Raw genomic sequence first — 16,657 nt, 5'->3', positions numbered from 1 at the left:
AGCCAGACCCACTCCTGAGCCAGACCTACTTCGGCGGCCGCGGAATGAAGTAGCTCGTCCGCTCCTGGTACTCACGATAACCGGGGCGGTGCGCCATGTGCTGCTCGAGAAGTCGCGCGCCGGTCGCAAACACGAGAAAATATGTCATCGCAATCGGTGAGAGTACCGTCAATACTCCTGGCCATACCGATGCCGCGACGAGGAATATGCCCCACCACACGCAGGCGTCACCGAAGTAATTGGGATGACGCGTCCACGCCCACAGTCCCTGATCCATGATGTGCCCGTAACTGCCGGGATCGGATTTGAACTCGGCCATCTGACGATCGGCGACCGCCTCGAACGTCACACCGACCAGCCACAACACGACGCCCAGGAGTACCAACAGGTTGAACCCACCTGACGACACCGCGGACACCTGAATCGGCAGCGACACAAACCACAGGGAGATACCTTGCGTCACATAGATTTTCCGTATCGCATACAGAGTTCGGCTGCCGGACGCCTTTCCCAGCATCTGCTCGTACCGAGGATCCTCGCCCTTACCGCGCGAGCGCACTGCCATGTGCCACGCCAATCGCAGGCCCCAGATGCCGACCAACGCGAGCATCAGTAGTCGGCGCCACAGATCTCCCGCACCGACAACTGCGGACACTGCGGCAATGACCACAAAGCCCACGCCCCAGGACACGTCGACAACATTGTGCCGGCCGATACGTATACCGATCGACGCCGTAACCGCCATCGTGACGACAACCGCCAGAAAGCTCGCGAATAATATCGGAGCGAGCGTCATCGAAGACATGACGGCCTCACCGAAAGAATCTGATCCACACCCATCCGCCCGTCACGAAATGCCATGCCACCGCCGACGAGGTAGAGACGCCACACCCGCGCGACCTCCATGCCGACCAGCTCGACGACACGATCGAAGTTGGACTCGAACGTCTCGATCCATGAGTCGACTGTGCGCACGTAGTGCACCCGAAGCGCCTGAACGTCAAGCACTTCCAGCCCACCCTCCTCGATCATCGCCACGGTGCGCCCAACTGGACGCATATACATGTCGGGCGCAATGAACGACTCGATGAATGGCCCACCACCCGGATGCGGCCCGGTCCGCGACATCTGCTGGATCAGCACGCGACCACCCTCGATCACATTGTCGTGCAGCGCTTTCACATACGTCGGGTAATTGTCCTCGCCGACATGCTCGCCCATTTCGATCGACGCGACGGCGTCGTAGGGTCCGTCCGGAATTTCACGGTAGTCCTGCAGTCGGATCTCGACCCGATCTTCGAGGCCGAGCGATCGGACCCTCGCGTCGACAAACGCCTTCTGCTCCGCCGAGATCGTCACTCCGACAACGTGGGCACCGTACTCGCGAGCTGCGTGGACGCTCAGCGAACCCCACCCGCAACCAACGTCGAGTAAGCGTTGCCCGCGCGCCCGATCGAGTCCGATCTTGCGGCATACCAAGTCCAGCTTGTCCTTCTGAGAGTCTTCGAGAGTGTATTCCGGTGCATCGGAAGTCCAGTACCCCGAGGAGTACGCCATGTTCTGGTCGAGGATCAGCGAATAGAAGTCGTTCGACAAGTCGTAGTGATGACCGATCGCCGCCCGATCCCTCGACATACTGTGCAAGCGACCCTTGACCCGCGCCTGCGACACGGGAGGTGGCAACCGGCGCCCGAACACCCCCAAGGATCTCGCGGCATTAACCGCGGCGAGGATAACCGACGGTGACGGCGAGATCGACCCCAGCCCACGCTCGGCAGACACTTTCCACACATACGTGAGTGCTTCGCCAAGATCGCCTTCGACGTCGAGTTCGCCCAGAACATACGCCTGCGCCGCACCCAACTCTCCGGGATTCCACAAGAGTCGTCGCAGCACGTTTGCGCTGTGAAGCGTCACTTTCGGCGCATCGACCGGCCCTGCTGCGCTGCCGTCCCACGCCATCAGCCGAACCGGAAGTTCGCCGCCGACAAGCGGACTGAGGATTTCCGACAGACGACCAGCAACGCCGGCGCCTTGTATCGATCGATCTATCGTGGTGGTCATCGCGGGTTCCTCCGATCGAGAATCACTTGCTGCACATCGAGATATCCGGAACGGAAACCCGCCTCGGAATAGCAGAGATAGAAATGCCACATGCGGGTGAATACGTCATCGAATCCGAGCGCTGCGACTTCCTCCGCGCGGGCACTGAACCGCTCATCCCAGAGGCGGAGCGTTTGCGCGTAGTGATCACCCATCGACATGCGTTCACGCACACGAAGAGTGGTCATGCGTTCGGTGACGTCCTCGATCGCCCGTATGGAGGGCAGGAAGCCTCCCGGGAAGATGTACTTGTGCACCCATGTATAGGTGTTGCGGGTAGCCAACATCCGATCATGCGGCATCGTGATTGCTTGGATCGCGGCACGCCCACCGGGCGCCAACAGGGAGTCGATCTTCTGGAAGTAACTTCCCCAGTACTGGTGGCCGACCGCCTCGATCATCTCGACCGACACCACTGCGTCGTACTCCCCCTGCACCTGCCGGTAATCGAGAAGGTCGACCTGAACGCGATCCGCCAGTCCCGCAGCGCTTATCCGCTTGGCTGCCAGTTCCTGCTGTTCCACCGACAGCGTCACCGAACGCACCGTCGCACCACGCTGGGCTGCTCGGATCGCCAATTCCCCCCACCCAGTCCCGATTTCAAGCACTCGCGAACCAGGCCCGACGCCCGCACCGTCCAGCAACCGATCAATTTTGCGGTGCTGGGCGGCTGCGAACACGTCCCATGACTGGGAGTCCCCTACTGACAGGTCGTCGAACAAGGCACTGGAATAGGTCATCGTGTCGTCGAGGAATAGTTCGAACAACTCATTCGAGAGATCGTAGTGCCGCGAGATGTTGGAGCGGGTGTTCTGCGTCGAATTGTGTTCACTGCGTGGCTGCTTGGGAATGTAGAGTCCACGTAGCCGCTGCAAGAAGTCGGGAATCAGTGTCGCCACACGAGAGGCAAAAACTTCCAGGACTGCGGTGAGATCGGAGGCTTCCCAGTCACCCGCCATGTACGACTCACCGAATCCGATCAGACCACTGTCGCCCACCCGAGCAGCAAAGTCATCCGGGCGATGAATGACCATCAACGGCGAATCGGGTCCACCGCCGCCGGAGAACTCACCACCGGAGTACTCACCCCCCGGCATCTGCACGCGCAGCGGCAATCGAGCCACCGCCTTGTGGAACAGCGCCCGTGCAACCGGCGACGCCACCCGCACCTTGAGTCCGCTGGGAACGGTGGCAACTCCTGGCCAGCGTTCGACCTCAGCGCTACGAGTCATTGTTGTCATCACGGTTGTCATCACACTGCCTCCTGCGGTTGATGTTGCGGCCGTGGAACTACCGGTAATCGTCTGGCCCACAACCTGATGCCTTGATATCGAATCTGCGCGGAGACCCTCAGTGGTGCAGTCGGAATCGCGAGAAAGCTCCGAATTATCACGCCCGCGGTGGCCGGAACACATCGACCACGTACCGTGGCGACAAAGGGTGCCTGATCCGGTCTGGCAAGCACTATCGACAGCTCCACCGATTCCTTGGGAAGCGGTAGCCTCATCCGGTACTCGCCGGAAACGTCATTGAACGGCGAGACGTAGAACTCCTTCGGCGTGCGTGCCGCACCATTGTCGTTGGTCTCGAGCAGGTAGCAGTGCCGCTCACCATAGGTGTTGTGAACTTCAGCCACCACACACCGCACGGCGCCATCGTCATTCAGGCACCAGAACACACTCAGCGGGTTGAACACATAGCCGAGTACACGCGCATTCGCGAGCATGAGGATCCGGCCGCCGCCGAACTCGATTCCGTTGGCCCGCAAGAACGACTCGACGTTTGCGCGAATCGATAAGGTGGGATCGCCGAGATGATCTGCAGCCGTGAACCTCGCCAAGGGACGCAATGCTTTCGGCAGATGCGGCAACTTGTCCACATCGACCAGCCAGCTGTAGCTCTTGTACTCGAATGTGTTGTGCAGCGGTTCTGTTCGCACGTGGCGAATACTCGTGTAGACGATGGACGGTGTAATCGGCCCGGTCACTGCCACCGACCTCCGACCCGCTCCGCGGCACGTAAACCCGACAATGCACCGTCCTCGTGGAAACCCCACCCGTGGTACGCGCCTGCAAAAGCAAGCACATCCGAGTCCAACTCGGGAAGCCGGCTTTGCGCTGCAACGGAAGCCGGCGTGTATTGCGGATGCTCGTAGGTCATCTGGTCGATGACGGAATCCGCGGCGATCATGTCCTTGCCACCGAGAGTCACGATGTACCGTCGACCGGTCTCCGGTAGACGCTGTAACCGGGTCATGTCGTAGCTGACGAGCACGTGATCTGGCCTCGCATCGCAATGCGGCAGGTAGTAGTTCCACGACGCCCGCGCATTCGAATTGTCGGGCAGCACAGTCTCGTCTGTGTGCAATTGGGTGTGATTGATCGAATACGGCATAGCCCCGAGAACCTCGTGCTCCGTGGCCGTAGGATCGGCGAGAATCTTCAGCGCTTGCTGCGGATGCGTCGCGATTACCACCGCGTCGTATGTCTCGAGCCGATCATCTCCCCCACGAATCTCGACTGAATCACCGTGCCGGTACACCGCGTGAACCGGCGTGTTCAGGCGAACGGCACTGATGCTCTGTGCCACAGCTTTCACGTACTCGACCGAACCACCGGTTACCGTCCGCCAGGTCGGCGAACCGGAGATAGTAAGCATGCCGTGGTGATCGAGGAACGCGAAGAGGTACCGCGCCGGATACTCGAGAGCGGCCGACGGGTCACACGACCACACCGCGGATACCAGCGGGGTCATGAAGTGCGCGGTGAAGTAGTCCGAGAATCTGCCGTTTCGCAAGAATGCGCCGAGCGTCTGATCGAGCGTCGAGGCAGCCGAGGCAGTCGAGTCCTCGGGCTGCTCGAGCAGTGCACGCGCTCGTCGATGAAACCGCTTGACCTCCATCAACATCGACAGAAAGCTGCCGTTCACCAGTAATCCCGGCGTTGGCAGGACCCCGCGCAGCCCCTGCCCGCCGGAATACTCGAGGCCACAGCCCTCGCAGCGGACCGACATGCTCATGTCCGATTCCTGCGTCACGACACCAAGTTCGGCAAACAATCTCAACAGTGTCGGATAGGTGCGGTCGTTATGCACGATGAAGCCTGTATCGACGGCGAAGTTGCGACCTTCAGGATCGGTCACCGCATGAGTATCGGCGTGGCCGCCGAGCCGCGAATCCGCTTCGTAGAGCGTGACGTCACTGTCCTTACTCAGCACCCACGCCGCTGTAAGACCTGCGACCCCGCTGCCGACGACTGCAACCTTGCGCTTGTGAGAACTCCGCTTCACCGAACTCCGTCCGCCCGAATTCATCGTCGCTCGCCTGCCTTCGCTTCGGTAGTTTTCTCTGCGCTCTGCGAGACCATTGCGATTTCCGAGACCGCATCTGCTGCCAGTCGGTGCCACAGTGATGGCCGCCGCAGCATGAAGTGCCCCGCGCCTTCGACGCCGATCCACTCGGCGTCGAGACCGGATCTACGCGCTCGCTCGACCGCCGCTTGGGAAAGATCCGGGTCGGTCCAGCGGTCAACCGTGCCGTGCACTACCCGCAGCAGGCAACCCTGTCGCAGCCCGATGCCCGTCCCTGCCGGCCACCATGGCGCCAGCGCGACGACTCCTACGACTGCCGCGTCACCCGACAGAGCGGCGGCTACCCGGCCACCCATCGAATGTCCGAGCAGAATGACCTGCGCGTCAGAGTTTTGTGCCTTGATCCGATCGAGTACCTGCCGCGCATCTGCAACCGGGCTCTGCTCCCGACCGTTCCACCCACGTGTTCGATACCTGACCGCCACGACATCGAATCCACGTTGCCGAATCGCAGCCGAGAACGGGCGCATCCGGAGGTTCGACAGATGCCAGAATCGCGAACGGCGGTGACTCGAAACCTTCCCACCAGGCAGAACCATCACTGTGAGGTGGCGATCGTCCCGATACTGCGTCCGATGCTGAAGCGTCATATAGGGCATTCGGCACCGAAAGCCTGGCGGATTGGGGCTTAGCGAGATTTCTTCTCTTGATCGGAAGCGTCCCCGCGGGGACGCTTTTCGAAATCTGTCGGTGCCTCGATCTACTGTCGAATGAACATTCGAACCGGGGGGGTTGGCATGGACACAGACAAGCTCGACAGAGATACCAACAGAGATACCGATCACGTCATGGGCTTCGCGGCCAAGCGTGAAGCCGTCGACAACATCGGCGTGGAAATCTGCGCACTAGCTGGACAAATCGCCGCAGCGACCGCTCGATTCCTCACGCTGCTCGCCGACTTCGACGAACAACGAGGCTGGGCCGGTCCCGGCCTACATTCATGCGCTCACTGGCTCTCCTGGAAATGTGGCATGAGCCTGCACACCGGACGCGAATACGTTCGTGTCGCCAAAGCACTCCGCCCTTTGCCTGCGATGCGGAAAGCGTTCGAACAAGGCAATTTGTCCTACTCGAAAGTTCGCGCACTTACCCGAGTCACAACTCCCTCAAACGAGAAGCAGATGGTCCGACTCGGCCGCGAAGCACCTGCCGCACAGATCGACCGTCTGACTGCCGGGTTACGCAAAGTCGCCGACAACGAATCCGGCAAAAGTAAAGCGCCTGAACGCTTTCAAGTCCGCTGGAATTGGGACCCCGACACGGGCGATTTTGTCATCAAAGGTCGCCTCGCTGCACAGGACGGCGCCCGTATCCTCGCCGCACTCACCTCGGCAGAACGTGAACGAACACAGACAGCAATGCCGTCACCCGACAACGAGCCCAAGATCGACAATGACGATGACGCCACCGCGTTATCGGACGAGCCGATCACTCAGCAGAATGCTACGAAAAAACCACCCGGCGACATCGGACCGGCGCTCCTCGCGATGGCCGAAATAGCTGCCACAGCCCCGACAAACAACGCGAGCGGCGTCAGCAACTCGGCCGAAGTGGTGTTTTTCCACGAACACGACAACCTCCGGGTTCCTGGCGGACCTGCACTGCCAGACAACGATTCCGAGGAAGTCCTCTGTAACGCCCACCTCCGCTTGGCGAAAACCAAGAAGCAATGCGTGCTCAATCTAGGCCGGAAGACCCGCGTCACCAGTCACAAACAAATGTTGGCGTTGAATTACCGTGACGGAAGCTGCCGGACACCAGGATGCGGTCGAACCAGATTCCTACACGCTCATCACGTGCAATTCTGGGGCCGCGGCGGACAAACCAACCTCGACAACCTGATCCTGCTGTGCGGGACCTGCCACCGAGCGCTACATCGTGGCCAGTTCACCATCACTGCTCTTGGCGATCAACAGTTCGAGTTCCGGACGCTCAACGGCGATGTCATCGATCCGGCCCCTCCGATCAGCGGTTTGGCCGATCAACTCCTGCGCGGCGACATCCCGGACAATGCGATCATTCCGAACTGGGGCGGAGACCCCCTGCACCTGGACCACGCAGTCAGTGTGCTCCTCGATGGCTGGGCAGCATAAAGCGTGACGGGCAGGGTGCATACCTAAGTGTTGATCGGGCCATTGTCGGGCATAAAAATGAGGCAGGCCCTACACCCGCTTCCGAGTGTCTGACCTGCCTCTTTGTGGAGCTGCCGGGAATTGAACCCGGGTCCTACGTTGAATCGCTAGGGCTTCTCCGTGTGCAGTTCGCTAAGTCTCTACTTGGATCTCCCAGTCTCGCGAACAAGCCAGGATGACGATCCCAGTCACTGTTTGATGTCCCATCCAACTCCGTGACCGAGCCGAACAGTAAAGCCCTCTAGCTGATGCCAGGATCCGGGTCGAGGGCAACCCCGGGCTGACAGACACGCTTCGCTACTTAGGCAGCGAGAGCGTAGTCGCGCTGATTGGAATCGGCGCTTATAGGTTTGCAGCGACGCTTACGGTGGTCTCTTGCCTGCACCGACACGCTTCCCCTAACTCAACACACGCAGTCGAAACCGTTCAGCCCCGTGTGTGCCCCGCGTCTTTCGTGGGGCTACCTACTATAACGCGCTGCCGCACGGAAGTCATACCAATTAAATCGAGCGTTCTGCTGTGCTGGTGATGTTGGTGATCATGCCCTCGAAAACGACGCCATGGAACGGCAGGATCGAGTACCAGTACAGTCGCCCAGCCAAGCCTCGCGGGAAAAATACAGCGCGCTGCTCCAGACGCGATCCACCACCTTGCCCTTCGGAGACGCGCTGCCCCTCCGAAACTCTCAGCTCCAACCACGCCCCACCGGGGACTTTCATTTCGGCCCGCAGTCGCAGCAACTTTCCTCTGTCGATTTCTTCGACCCGCCAGAAGTCCAGGGCTTCACCGGTATTGAGGTGACGCGGATCACGCCGACCCCGTCGCAACCCGACGCCGCCCACCGCTCGGTCCATCCATCCTCGAATTGCCCAGGCCAAAGGGAATGAGTACCAACCGTTCTCGCCGCCGATGGATTCGACCACCTTCCACAAGGTCTCCGGGTCCGCGGCACAATCACGTTCACGATGGTCGACGTACACCGTTTCACCGGCCCAATCCGGATCAGACGGTAGAGGATCCGACGGTGCACCGGCGATGGTCGCACCCGACCATGAAGTCTCGACCTCTCCGTTCTCGATCTTGCGCAGAGCCAGCCGTACCGCTTCGCGATACGTGGTGAGCCCGCTTTCGGGCGGCGGGATGAAACCGTCGATGTCGTGATCGTGCATAACGGCATCGTTCTGCAGTGACTCGATCAGCGGCCTTGCGAGCCCGTGTGGAATCGGCGTGACCAACCCCACCCAGAGACCGGCGAGCCTCGGGGTCAGGACCGGCAAAACGACAATGCGCCGACGCACCAACCCCGCAACATCGGCGTAGGCGTTCATCATCTCGCCGTACTGCATGATGTCGGGTCCGCCGATATCGAATGGGCGGTTGATCTCCGGGGTCGTGGCCGCTGCAGCCACCAGGTAATGGAGTACATCGCGCACGGCAATCGGCTGAATCTTGTTGTGCACCCATTTCGGTGTGGTCATCACCGGCAGGCGATTGGTCAGGTGGCGAACCATCTCGAAAGAGGCCGAACCTGAACCGATCACCACGCCGGCCTGGAACACGACTGTCGGAACGGCAGAGTCCAGCAGGATCCGGCCGACTTCCAGCCGAGACTTCAAATGCGTCGACAGTTCTGCGTTTGATGGATGCAGTCCGCCGAGGTAGACGATTCTGCGAACACCAGCGGCCGCAGCCGCTTCGGCCACATTCACCGCGCTGCGCTTGTCGACATCGGAAAACGAGCCACCACCGCCCATGGCGTGGACAAGGTAATAGACAACATCGATATCGTCGAAAGCGCCTGCAAGGGATGCCTTGTCACTCAGGTCAGCTTTAACTACCTCGACGGACTCGCGCCACGGCACATCGCGCAACTTCTCAGGACTGCGTACCAGCACCCGGACGTGATGCCCCGCTGTAACCAACCTGGGAGCCAGACGCCCGCCGATGTAGCCGGTAGCTCCTGTGATCAACACTCGCACCGTATCCATCACACCACGCTACGCAGAAAACCAACTGCTACGCAGAAATCGAACCTCGGAGCGCCAACGCCGCCTCCAGATCATCGGCCGTAAGCGCCATGTTGATTCCGGCTCCTGCCTTCGCGCCTGCTGCTGCGGCCATGATGACCTGCGCACCCGGATCGACAACGTTGCCTGCCGCGAAGACGCCGGACACGCTTGTGGCACCCATCATGTCGACGGTGACGAACTCACCCATCATCGTCGCCGCCGTCGCTGCGCCGAAAGACCGCAGAATCAAATCGTTCGGATCCATCGTGACTGCGCCTCCGACAAAGATGGCCGACCGCGCAACAGTTCTGCCGTCGGCCAGTTGCACTCCAACGAGACGATCATCCTCGAGTACTGGCGCTGCCACCTCGCCTTCGACGATCGAAATATTGAGCGCTGCAAGCTTTTCCCGGTCCTCGGCGCTGAGATTCTCGATCCGATGGAGGAACAGCACCACATCGTCCGACCATTGACGGATCATCGGGGCCTGATGCATCGCGAACTCGACACTCTTGGCAATGACACCCAACGGTTGATCACGCACGTCGTATCCATGGCAGTACGGGCAGTGCAGGACGTCGCGGCCCCACCGCTCACCGAAGGCACTGAGTTCATCCGGCAACCTGTCGGTCAATCCTGTCGCCACCAGGACTTTGCGCACCGAGATTCGAGCGCCGTCAGCAAGGGTGATCGCGAATCCACTCCCACGGGAGGCTTCATCTCGTTCGACCGCCACGACGGTCCCGTCATGGAACTCTCCACCGTATTTCCGGACTTCGTCGCGTCCGATGGCGAGGAGTTCGGCTGGATTCATCCTGTCGCGAGAGAGGAATCCGTTCATGTGATCTGCCGCTGCGTTGCGCGGAGCGCCGTTGTCGAAAACCACAACGGATCTGCGGGCTTGACCGAGGATGATCGCGGCGTTGAGTCCGGCAGCGCCGCCTCCTATCACTGCCACGTCGTAGGTGTCTGCTGCGTCGTAAGAGGTCTGTGTCATGAATTCAGGATTGCATCGCAACACCAACTTGACAAACATGATTGCTGATTTGGCAAAATGGAAGAATGACCGAATCATCGTTCGACGCCGTCCTCGCGGGAATCGGCCCGCGTCTGCGCACACTGCGCCAGCAATCCGATATGACGTTGACCGATCTCTCCGAGGCGACAGGCATCAACGTCAGCACGCTGTCGCGGCTCGAATCCGGAACTCGCCGAGCCAACTTGGAGTTGCTGCTGCCGATTGCGAAAGCGCACGGCGTCCCGCTCGACGACGTCGTCAACAGCAAGATCGCAGACCCCCGGGTGCGGGAAGAACCGCAAAAGGTCGGATCGATGACGATCATTCCGTTGACCAGCCAGCCGGGAAACCTCCAGGCCTACAAGATGATCCTCGCGCCCACCGAGGACATCCGCGAGCCGGGTACTCACGAAGGGTACGAGTGGCTGTACGTGCTGTCGGGCCGGGTCCGGCTACAGCTCGGTGATCGCGATTTTGTCATGGGCGCGGGTGAAGCCGCCGAGTTCGACACTCATATCCCCCACCGATTCAGCGCCGCAGACGGCCGCCCGGCCGAGGTGATCAGCCTGTTCGGCAAGCAAGGTGAACGAGTACACCTACGCGCTGCGCCGGCCGACCGCCGCGGCTGAGATCAGGCCGACTACTACCCGCGCATGCCCTTGATCCGACGCCCCAGCTCGCGGGTCACCTCACGCTCGGCGGTGCGCTTGGCCATGTCCTGACGCTTGTCGTAGTCCTGCTTACCCTTCGCGAGAGCAAGTTCGACCTTGACCTTGCCGTCGGAGAAGTACATCGACAACGGAACCAGCGTCTGGTTGCCCTCGCGGGTCTTGCCTACGAGGTGTTCGATCTCGCGCTTGTGCAGCAACAGCTTCCGGGTCCGACGCGGCGAGTGGTTGGTCCACGAGCCCTGCGTGTATTCCGGAATGTGCAGCGATCGAAGCCACACCTCACCGTTGTCGACGGTTGCGAACGCGTCCACGAGTGACGCCTTACCTTCGCGCAAACTCTTGACCTCGGTGCCCACGAGCGCGATTCCCGCTTCGTAGGTGTCGATGATCGTGTAGTTGTGACGCGCTTTGCGATTGGTCGCAATGACCTTGCGGCCCTTTTCCTTCACTGTCCGGGCCTCTCAGTCCGCTGTCTTACCCAATAATGCAAACAACTCTTGCTCTCAGCATAGAAGGCCGTGCAAACCAATTACTCGCGCACGTACAAACGAAGCGTGACATACGAGGTGATCGCTGCCATTCCCACGCCTGCGAGGACCAGGAACGGTGAGACGAACAGGATGTCGCTGTTCGAAATACGGGCGACGATGTTGGCTTCGTAGACGTCGGCCAGCACTCCGTCGATGAAAAGGTTCTTTGCTGTGAAGAGACCGGCGATCGCCAGAACCGCGCCGATCAAGGCTGCAACAATTGCCTCGAGCAAGAACGGAAGCTGTGTGTACCAGCGTGTTGCGCCCACCAGTCGCATGATGCTGACCTCGGTACGACGCGTGAATGCCGCGATCTGAACCATGTTGGCGATCAACAGAATAGCGGCGATGGCCTGCACGACGGCGATCGCAAAGGCTGCATTGCGGACACCGCCGAGGACGCTGAAGAGACGGTCGACGAGCTCGCGCTGATTGAGAACACTTTCCACGCCTGGCCGCGAACCGAACGTGTCGTTGATGACGCCGAATCGTTCCGGGTCGCTGAGCTTGACCTTGAACGACGCCGGGAAGCTGTCCGGGCTGACCAGTGCGGCCAACTCGGGTTGGTCCTTGAAGACTCGCTCGGTCGCGTCCTTCACCGCGTCGTCGCGATTGAGGAACTGAACCGCGACGACGGACGGTGTCTGCTCGAGTTCCTGCCGCAGAGTGCTGCAGATTTCCTGCTCGCAACCGGGGTCCGCGGCGGAAATGTCGTCGGTCAGGAAGATCTGGACCTCGACGCGCTCGAGGAAGATTTGCTGCGTCTTACCGGCCATCTGAACTACGAGGAGGCCACCGCCGAAGAGTCCAAGCGAAATGGCGGTCGTCAAGATCATGGCAATGGTCATCGTGATGTTGCGGCGCAGGCCGGTCAGGACCTCGCTGAAAATAAAACTGGCACGCATCGGGGAATCCGATTCCTTCTCGAATGATCGGCGGCTTCGCGGCTACCGGTGGGCGTTCGGACGAGTGGTGAGCAGTCGGCGTTTACCTGCCGACGCCGTACACACCCCGCGCTTCGTCTCTGCTGACCTTGCCGAGATCGAGTTCGATGACTCGTCGACGCATCGAGTCGACGATGTGGTGGTCGTGAGTGGCCATGACGACGGTGGTGCCGGTGCGGTTGATGCGCTCGAGCAGCAGCATGATGTCCTGGCTGGTCTCGGGATCGAGGTTGCCGGTTGGCTCGTCGGCGAGGAGGACCAGCGGCCGGTTCACGAAAGCGCGCGCGATGGCTACGCGCTGCTGCTCGCCACCGGACAGTTCGGTCGGAAGTCGATCGGCCTTGCCGGCGAGGCCGACCATGTCGAGGACCTCGGGAACGGTGCGCGCAATCACGTCGCGTGGCTTACCGATCACTTCCAACGCAAACGCGACATTCTCGGACACCGTCTTCTGCTGCAGCAGTCGGAAGTCCTGGAAAACGCAACCCATGGCCTGCCGCAGCTTCGGAACTCGACGGGCCGACAACTTGTTGACGTGGAAATCCGCGACCTCGATGTCACCGGACGTCGGCGACTCCATTTTCAGCAGCAGACGCATGAAGGTCGACTTGCCAGAGCCGGAGGGGCCGATGAGGAAGACGAACTCCCCCTTTTCCACCTCCACACTGACATTGTCGAGCGCCGGCCTGGTGGAGGCCTTGTAGGACTTCGACACGTTCTTCATGCTGATCACAACAAGCCAGTCTAGCCGTTATCGAACAGTGACCTTGGAGCAACGCGCGGCGAGTGCGCCCGTATTACCCGGCTCCACTGGTTGTCGCGGCTGTTGTGCTCGGAATTGTCGTGACTGTGCTGTTGGAATTGCCCGAGTTGGAATTTTCGTTGCCGGAGTTACCGACCGGAGGGCCTGGAGGCGGTGCTGTCGTCGTCACCGTCGTCGAAACACCGCTCTGAGCTGAACCGGGAGTTGCTGAACCGGGAACCACAGTCGTCGACGGCACCGATTCCGAGGACGGAGGCGTCGAAGATTCCGGGACAGCTGTTGTCGTTGTCGCCACCGGAGGCTGCGTGTACGGCTCCGTCACCGACGATCCTGCGGCCGGCGCGGGCGTGGCCACGGTTGGCTCCGCCGGGTTGAGATACGCGTTGGCGACGTAGGCGAGGATCCAGGCCACGACCAAGATGAATGTCGACGTCCGCATCCGGCCACCGAACAAGCGGGACGGCATCCAGTCGAGATGGATGAGCCGGTCGAGACCGCGCCGGGGTTCCTGCTCGGTCATTCGCTCGCCTCCTCGATGTCGCCCGTATGAAGTCCCGGCGTGACGGTGATTCCTTGTCGACGCAGTGCCGCGGCAACTCGCACACGCAGTGCCCGGCCGACTTGGAACTGTTTGCCGGGTAGCGTGCGCGCCACCATCCGAATGCTGACTTGATCCACTTCGAGGCTTTCGATGCCCATGACCGTCGGCTCGTCCAGGAGAAGCTTCTTGAGTCCACGGTCGGACATTGCATCGACGCCGACCTGACGCAAGACCTCGTTGACGCGGTTGAGATCGGCAGTGGCGGGAACCGGAACGTCGATGACCGCACGTGCCCAATCCTTGGACAGGTTGGTCGCTTTCACGATCTGACCATTGGGAACGGTGATCACTTCACCGTCGGCGTTCCGCATTCGCGTGACTCGCAACGTCACGTCCTCGATGACACCTTCGGCGTCGTCGGACGAGCCAGTGATCGCCAGTCGCACGGTGTCGCCGAATCCGTACTGGCGTTCGGTGATGATGAAGAAGCCCGCCAGAATGTCTTGCACGACGCGCTGCGCACCAAAGCCCAGTGCCGCGCCGAGCACCGTTGCCGGTGCGACCAAACTGCCGATCGGCAGGTTCAGTTGGTCGAGAACCTTGAGTGTCGCGATCACGTAGATGAACGTGATGATCACCCATGTGATGACCTGCGCGACCGAGTGACGATGCTTGGTCGCCTCCGACCGCACCAGAGCGTCACCTAACTGATAGTTGGCGTCGATCTGGTCGGTGACCTTGTTGCCGCCCCAACTGACCAAACGAGCAAGGATCATCGCTCCGAGCACGGTCATGAGGACCGACAATCCAGGGTTCTGGAGCCAATCGAGCAGGTTCTGCCCAGGTCTGAGAAAAGTCATCGTGCCTTTCGGTTGCCGCTTATGCGGACTGGTTCTCGCTCATGCGCCAGCGAATGCCGGCCTCGAGGAAACCGTCGATGTCACCGTCGAGCACTGCGGACGGGTTGTTGACCTCGTACTCGGTGCGCAGGTCCTTGACCATCTGGTACGGGTGCAGGACGTACGAACGCATCTGGTTGCCCCAGGAGCTTCCGCTGTCGCCCTTGAGCGCATCCATCTCGGCTCGCTCTTCCAGACGCTTGACCGCCAGCAGCTTTGCCTGCAGGACGCGCATCGCCGACACCTTGTTCTGGAGCTGCGACTTCTCGTTCTGGCACGTCACGACGATGCCCGTCGGGATGTGTGTAAGGCGAACCGCGGAGTCCGTGGTGTTGACGGACTGACCACCCGGACCGGACGAACGGTAGACATCGACGCGGATGTCGTTCTCGTTGATCTCGATGTGGTCGGTAGTCTCGACGACCGGCAGAACCTCGACCTCGGCAAACGACGTCTGACGGCGGCCCTGGTTGTCGAACGGGCTGATCCGGACCAGGCGGTGCGTGCCCATTTCCACAGACAGCGTGCCGTAGGTGTACGGCCCCTTGATCGCGAACGTCGCGCTCTTGAGTCCCGCTTCTTCGGCGTACGACGTGTCGTAGACCTCGACGCCGTAGTCGTGCTTTTCCGCCCAACGGATGTACATACGCATTAGCATCTCGGCCCAGTCCGCTGCGTCGACGCCGCCTGCGCCGGAGCGGATGTTGATCAGCGCGTCACGCTCGTCGTACTCGCCGGACAGCATGGTCTTGACTTCCATCGCCGCGATGTCCTCGCGCAGGCTGGCACGTTCGGCGTCGGCGTCGGCAATCGCGTCAGGGCCTTCGTCCTCGGCCAATTCGTAGAGAATCGGCATCTCGTCGAGCCTCTCTCGCAGCGCCACGATTCGACGAAGCTCCGATTGGGCATGCGACAGCTGGCTGGTTACTTGCTGAGCGTGATCCTGGTCGTTCCACAAGCCGGGATCGGCAGCCTGATGTTCGAGCTCGTCGATGCGTCGACGCAGCTCTTCGACGTCCACGACCGACTCGCAGGTGCGAAGGGTGGTGTCGAGCGCGTTCAGGTCTGCAATTACGTCAGGATGCACGGTTCTCAAGGCTACCGGGTGCCAAACCCTGCAATAACCGCGACTCGAATCAGGACCCGAACCAGAAAGGTGTATCCATGACCGTCACCGACGAATATCTACAGAACAACGCCGCATACGCCGAGCAATTCTCCGGACCGCTCCCCCTGCCGCCGAGCAAACACGTTGCCGTTCTCGCCTGCATGGATGCCCGTCTGGACGTCTACCGTGCCCTCGGCATCAAGGAAGGCGAATCACACGTCATTCGCAACGCCGGCGGTGTGGTCACCGACGACGAGATCCGGTCGCTTGCCATCAGCCAGCGCCTCCTCGGCACCACCGAGATCATCCTCATCCACCACACGGACTGCGGAATGCTGACGTTCACGGACGACGATTTCAAGCGCTCCATCCAGGACGAGATCGGCGTCAAACCGTCCTGGTCGCCCGAATCGTTCCCCGACGTCGACGAAGACGTACGGCAATCGCTACGCCGAATCGAGAGCAGTCCGTTCATCACTGCAACGACCTCACTGCGCGGATTTGTCTTCGATGTGGCGACCGGAAAGCTGAACGAAGTTCTGCCCGCGTAGGTAGGCGCACAGATGGGCG

General features: G+C 60.9%; 17 protein-coding genes and 1 other RNA gene. 3 read left to right on the top strand and 15 right to left on the bottom strand.

The genetic code is table 11. The features are described 5' to 3' along the window. Positions 1–25: 25 nt before the first annotated feature. The 6 genes from RG2_RS06380 to RG2_RS06355 are packed head-to-tail and all read right to left on the bottom strand — an operon-like array spanning position 26 to position 6,062. Positions 26–805 carry a DUF1295 domain-containing protein gene (locus RG2_RS06380; RefSeq protein ID WP_033231122.1) on the bottom strand — a complete coding sequence of 260 codons (780 nt, stop codon included), beginning with the start codon at positions 803–805 and terminating at the stop codon, positions 26–28. After that, positions 793–2,064: an SAM-dependent methyltransferase gene (locus tag RG2_RS06375; RefSeq protein WP_033231123.1), complete on the bottom strand. Its 1,272-nt coding sequence runs from the start codon at positions 2,062–2,064 to the stop codon at positions 793–795. Before RG2_RS06375 ends, RG2_RS06380 begins: the two co-directional genes overlap by 13 nt. Continuing rightward, positions 2,061–3,344 carry an SAM-dependent methyltransferase gene (locus RG2_RS06370; protein ID WP_033231483.1) on the bottom strand — a complete coding sequence of 428 codons (1,284 nt, stop codon included), beginning with the start codon at positions 3,342–3,344 and terminating at the stop codon, positions 2,061–2,063. The genes RG2_RS06375 and RG2_RS06370 overlap by 4 nt, the downstream gene beginning before the upstream one ends. 11 nt (positions 3,345–3,355) lie before the next feature. Then, complete coding sequence (locus tag RG2_RS06365) at positions 3,356–4,096, bottom strand: DUF1365 domain-containing protein (RefSeq protein ID WP_033231124.1); 741 nt, start codon at positions 4,094–4,096, stop codon at positions 3,356–3,358. Further along, a complete protein-coding gene (locus tag RG2_RS06360) occupies positions 4,087–5,415 on the bottom strand; it encodes an NAD(P)/FAD-dependent oxidoreductase (protein ID WP_051730203.1) in 1,329 nt (442 codons plus the stop codon). The genes RG2_RS06365 and RG2_RS06360 overlap by 10 nt, the downstream gene beginning before the upstream one ends. Then, a complete protein-coding gene (locus tag RG2_RS06355; RefSeq protein ID WP_033231125.1) occupies positions 5,412–6,062 on the bottom strand; it encodes an alpha/beta hydrolase in 651 nt (216 codons plus the stop codon). Before RG2_RS06355 ends, RG2_RS06360 begins: the two co-directional genes overlap by 4 nt. 147 nt (positions 6,063–6,209) lie before the next feature. Here RG2_RS06355 and RG2_RS06350 point away from each other — a divergent pair, with 147 nt between their 5' ends. Beyond that, a complete protein-coding gene (locus RG2_RS06350; protein WP_230589963.1) occupies positions 6,210–7,565 on the top strand; it encodes an HNH endonuclease signature motif containing protein in 1,356 nt (451 codons plus the stop codon). Positions 7,566–7,667: 102 nt separating this feature from the next. Here RG2_RS06350 and ssrA read toward each other — a convergent pair. The 3 genes from ssrA to RG2_RS06335 all read right to left on the bottom strand — a co-directional run bounded on the left by ssrA (position 7,668) and on the right by RG2_RS06335 (position 10,610). Continuing rightward, positions 7,668–8,038: a transfer-messenger RNA gene (gene ssrA, locus RG2_RS06345) on the bottom strand. A 66-nt stretch (positions 8,039–8,104) separates the two neighbouring features. After that, entirely contained in the window at positions 8,105–9,592 is a 1,488-nt protein-coding gene (locus RG2_RS06340; RefSeq protein ID WP_033231126.1) for an SDR family oxidoreductase, read from the bottom strand. A 28-nt stretch (positions 9,593–9,620) separates the two neighbouring features. Further along, on the bottom strand, positions 9,621–10,610 hold the full coding sequence (locus RG2_RS06335; protein ID WP_033231486.1) for an NAD(P)/FAD-dependent oxidoreductase: 990 nt from the start codon (positions 10,608–10,610) through the stop codon (positions 9,621–9,623). Between the two features lie 65 nt (positions 10,611–10,675). Between RG2_RS06335 and RG2_RS06330 the strand changes: the two genes are divergently transcribed. Beyond that, positions 10,676–11,260 carry a helix-turn-helix domain-containing protein gene (locus RG2_RS06330; protein WP_033231127.1) on the top strand — a complete coding sequence of 195 codons (585 nt, stop codon included), beginning with the start codon at positions 10,676–10,678 and terminating at the stop codon, positions 11,258–11,260. Between the two features lie 14 nt (positions 11,261–11,274). On the opposite strand, the gene smpB is transcribed toward RG2_RS06330, so the two are convergent. The 6 genes from smpB to prfB all read right to left on the bottom strand — a co-directional run bounded on the left by smpB (position 11,275) and on the right by prfB (position 16,066). Continuing rightward, entirely contained in the window at positions 11,275–11,751 is a 477-nt protein-coding gene (gene smpB, locus RG2_RS06325) for an SsrA-binding protein SmpB (RefSeq protein ID WP_033231128.1), read from the bottom strand. A gap of 80 nt (positions 11,752–11,831) precedes the next feature. Then, entirely contained in the window at positions 11,832–12,737 is a 906-nt protein-coding gene (gene ftsX / locus RG2_RS06320) for a permease-like cell division protein FtsX (RefSeq protein WP_033231129.1), read from the bottom strand. 82 nt (positions 12,738–12,819) lie between these two features. Further along, positions 12,820–13,500 carry a cell division ATP-binding protein FtsE gene (gene ftsE, locus RG2_RS06315; RefSeq protein WP_202025995.1) on the bottom strand — a complete coding sequence of 227 codons (681 nt, stop codon included), beginning with the start codon at positions 13,498–13,500 and terminating at the stop codon, positions 12,820–12,822. Positions 13,501–13,573: 73 nt separating this feature from the next. Further along, positions 13,574–14,059, bottom strand: a complete 486-nt coding sequence (locus tag RG2_RS32000) for an Rv3103c transmembrane domain-containing protein (RefSeq protein WP_072782331.1) — start codon at positions 14,057–14,059, stop codon at positions 13,574–13,576. Then, positions 14,056–14,940, bottom strand: coding sequence for a mechanosensitive ion channel family protein (locus tag RG2_RS06305; RefSeq protein ID WP_033231131.1), 885 nt, complete (start codon positions 14,938–14,940; stop codon positions 14,056–14,058). Before RG2_RS06305 ends, RG2_RS32000 begins: the two co-directional genes overlap by 4 nt. 19 nt (positions 14,941–14,959) lie before the next feature. Next, positions 14,960–16,066 carry a peptide chain release factor 2 gene (gene prfB, locus RG2_RS06300; protein ID WP_033231132.1) on the bottom strand — a complete coding sequence of 369 codons (1,107 nt, stop codon included), beginning with the start codon at positions 16,064–16,066 and terminating at the stop codon, positions 14,960–14,962. A 77-nt stretch (positions 16,067–16,143) separates the two neighbouring features. On the opposite strand from prfB, the gene RG2_RS06295 reads away from it, so the two are divergent. After that, entirely contained in the window at positions 16,144–16,638 is a 495-nt protein-coding gene (locus RG2_RS06295; protein ID WP_033231133.1) for a beta-class carbonic anhydrase, read from the top strand. Positions 16,639–16,657 lie beyond the last annotated feature (19 nt).

This window comes from Rhodococcus globerulus NBRC 14531 (assembly GCF_001894805.1).
Lineage (GTDB): Bacteria > Actinomycetota > Actinomycetes > Mycobacteriales > Mycobacteriaceae > Rhodococcus_F > Rhodococcus_F globerula.
The sequence above is the reverse complement of the archived record's forward strand: the minus strand, read 5'-3'. Positions and strand labels throughout refer to the sequence as shown.

Bases quoted from the DNA above. Each gene is read 5' to 3' on its own strand.
- RG2_RS06380 (WP_033231122.1), bottom strand. From the start codon at position 805: ATGTCTTCGATGACGCTCGCTCCGATATTATTCGCGAGCTTTCTGGCG.
- RG2_RS06350 (WP_230589963.1), top strand. From the start codon at position 6,210: ATGGACACAGACAAGCTCGACAGAGATACCAACAGAGATACCGATCAC.
- RG2_RS06335 (WP_033231486.1), bottom strand. From the start codon at position 10,610: ATGACACAGACCTCTTACGACGCAGCAGACACCTACGACGTGGCAGTG.
- ftsX (WP_033231129.1), bottom strand. From the start codon at position 12,737: ATGCGTGCCAGTTTTATTTTCAGCGAGGTCCTGACCGGCCTGCGCCGC.
- RG2_RS06375 (WP_033231123.1), bottom strand. From the start codon at position 2,064: ATGACCACCACGATAGATCGATCGATACAAGGCGCCGGCGTTGCTGGT.
- RG2_RS06340 (WP_033231126.1), bottom strand. From the start codon at position 9,592: ATGGATACGGTGCGAGTGTTGATCACAGGAGCTACCGGCTACATCGGC.
- ftsE (WP_202025995.1), bottom strand. From the start codon at position 13,500: ATGAAGAACGTGTCGAAGTCCTACAAGGCCTCCACCAGGCCGGCGCTC.
- RG2_RS06330 (WP_033231127.1), top strand. From the start codon at position 10,676: ATGACCGAATCATCGTTCGACGCCGTCCTCGCGGGAATCGGCCCGCGT.
- RG2_RS32000 (WP_072782331.1), bottom strand. From the start codon at position 14,059: ATGACCGAGCAGGAACCCCGGCGCGGTCTCGACCGGCTCATCCATCTC.
- RG2_RS06305 (WP_033231131.1), bottom strand. From the start codon at position 14,940: ATGACTTTTCTCAGACCTGGGCAGAACCTGCTCGATTGGCTCCAGAAC.
- RG2_RS06355 (WP_033231125.1), bottom strand. From the start codon at position 6,062: ATGACGCTTCAGCATCGGACGCAGTATCGGGACGATCGCCACCTCACA.
- RG2_RS06370 (WP_033231483.1), bottom strand. From the start codon at position 3,344: ATGACAACAATGACTCGTAGCGCTGAGGTCGAACGCTGGCCAGGAGTT.
- RG2_RS06360 (WP_051730203.1), bottom strand. From the start codon at position 5,415: ATGAATTCGGGCGGACGGAGTTCGGTGAAGCGGAGTTCTCACAAGCGC.
- RG2_RS06295 (WP_033231133.1), top strand. From the start codon at position 16,144: ATGACCGTCACCGACGAATATCTACAGAACAACGCCGCATACGCCGAG.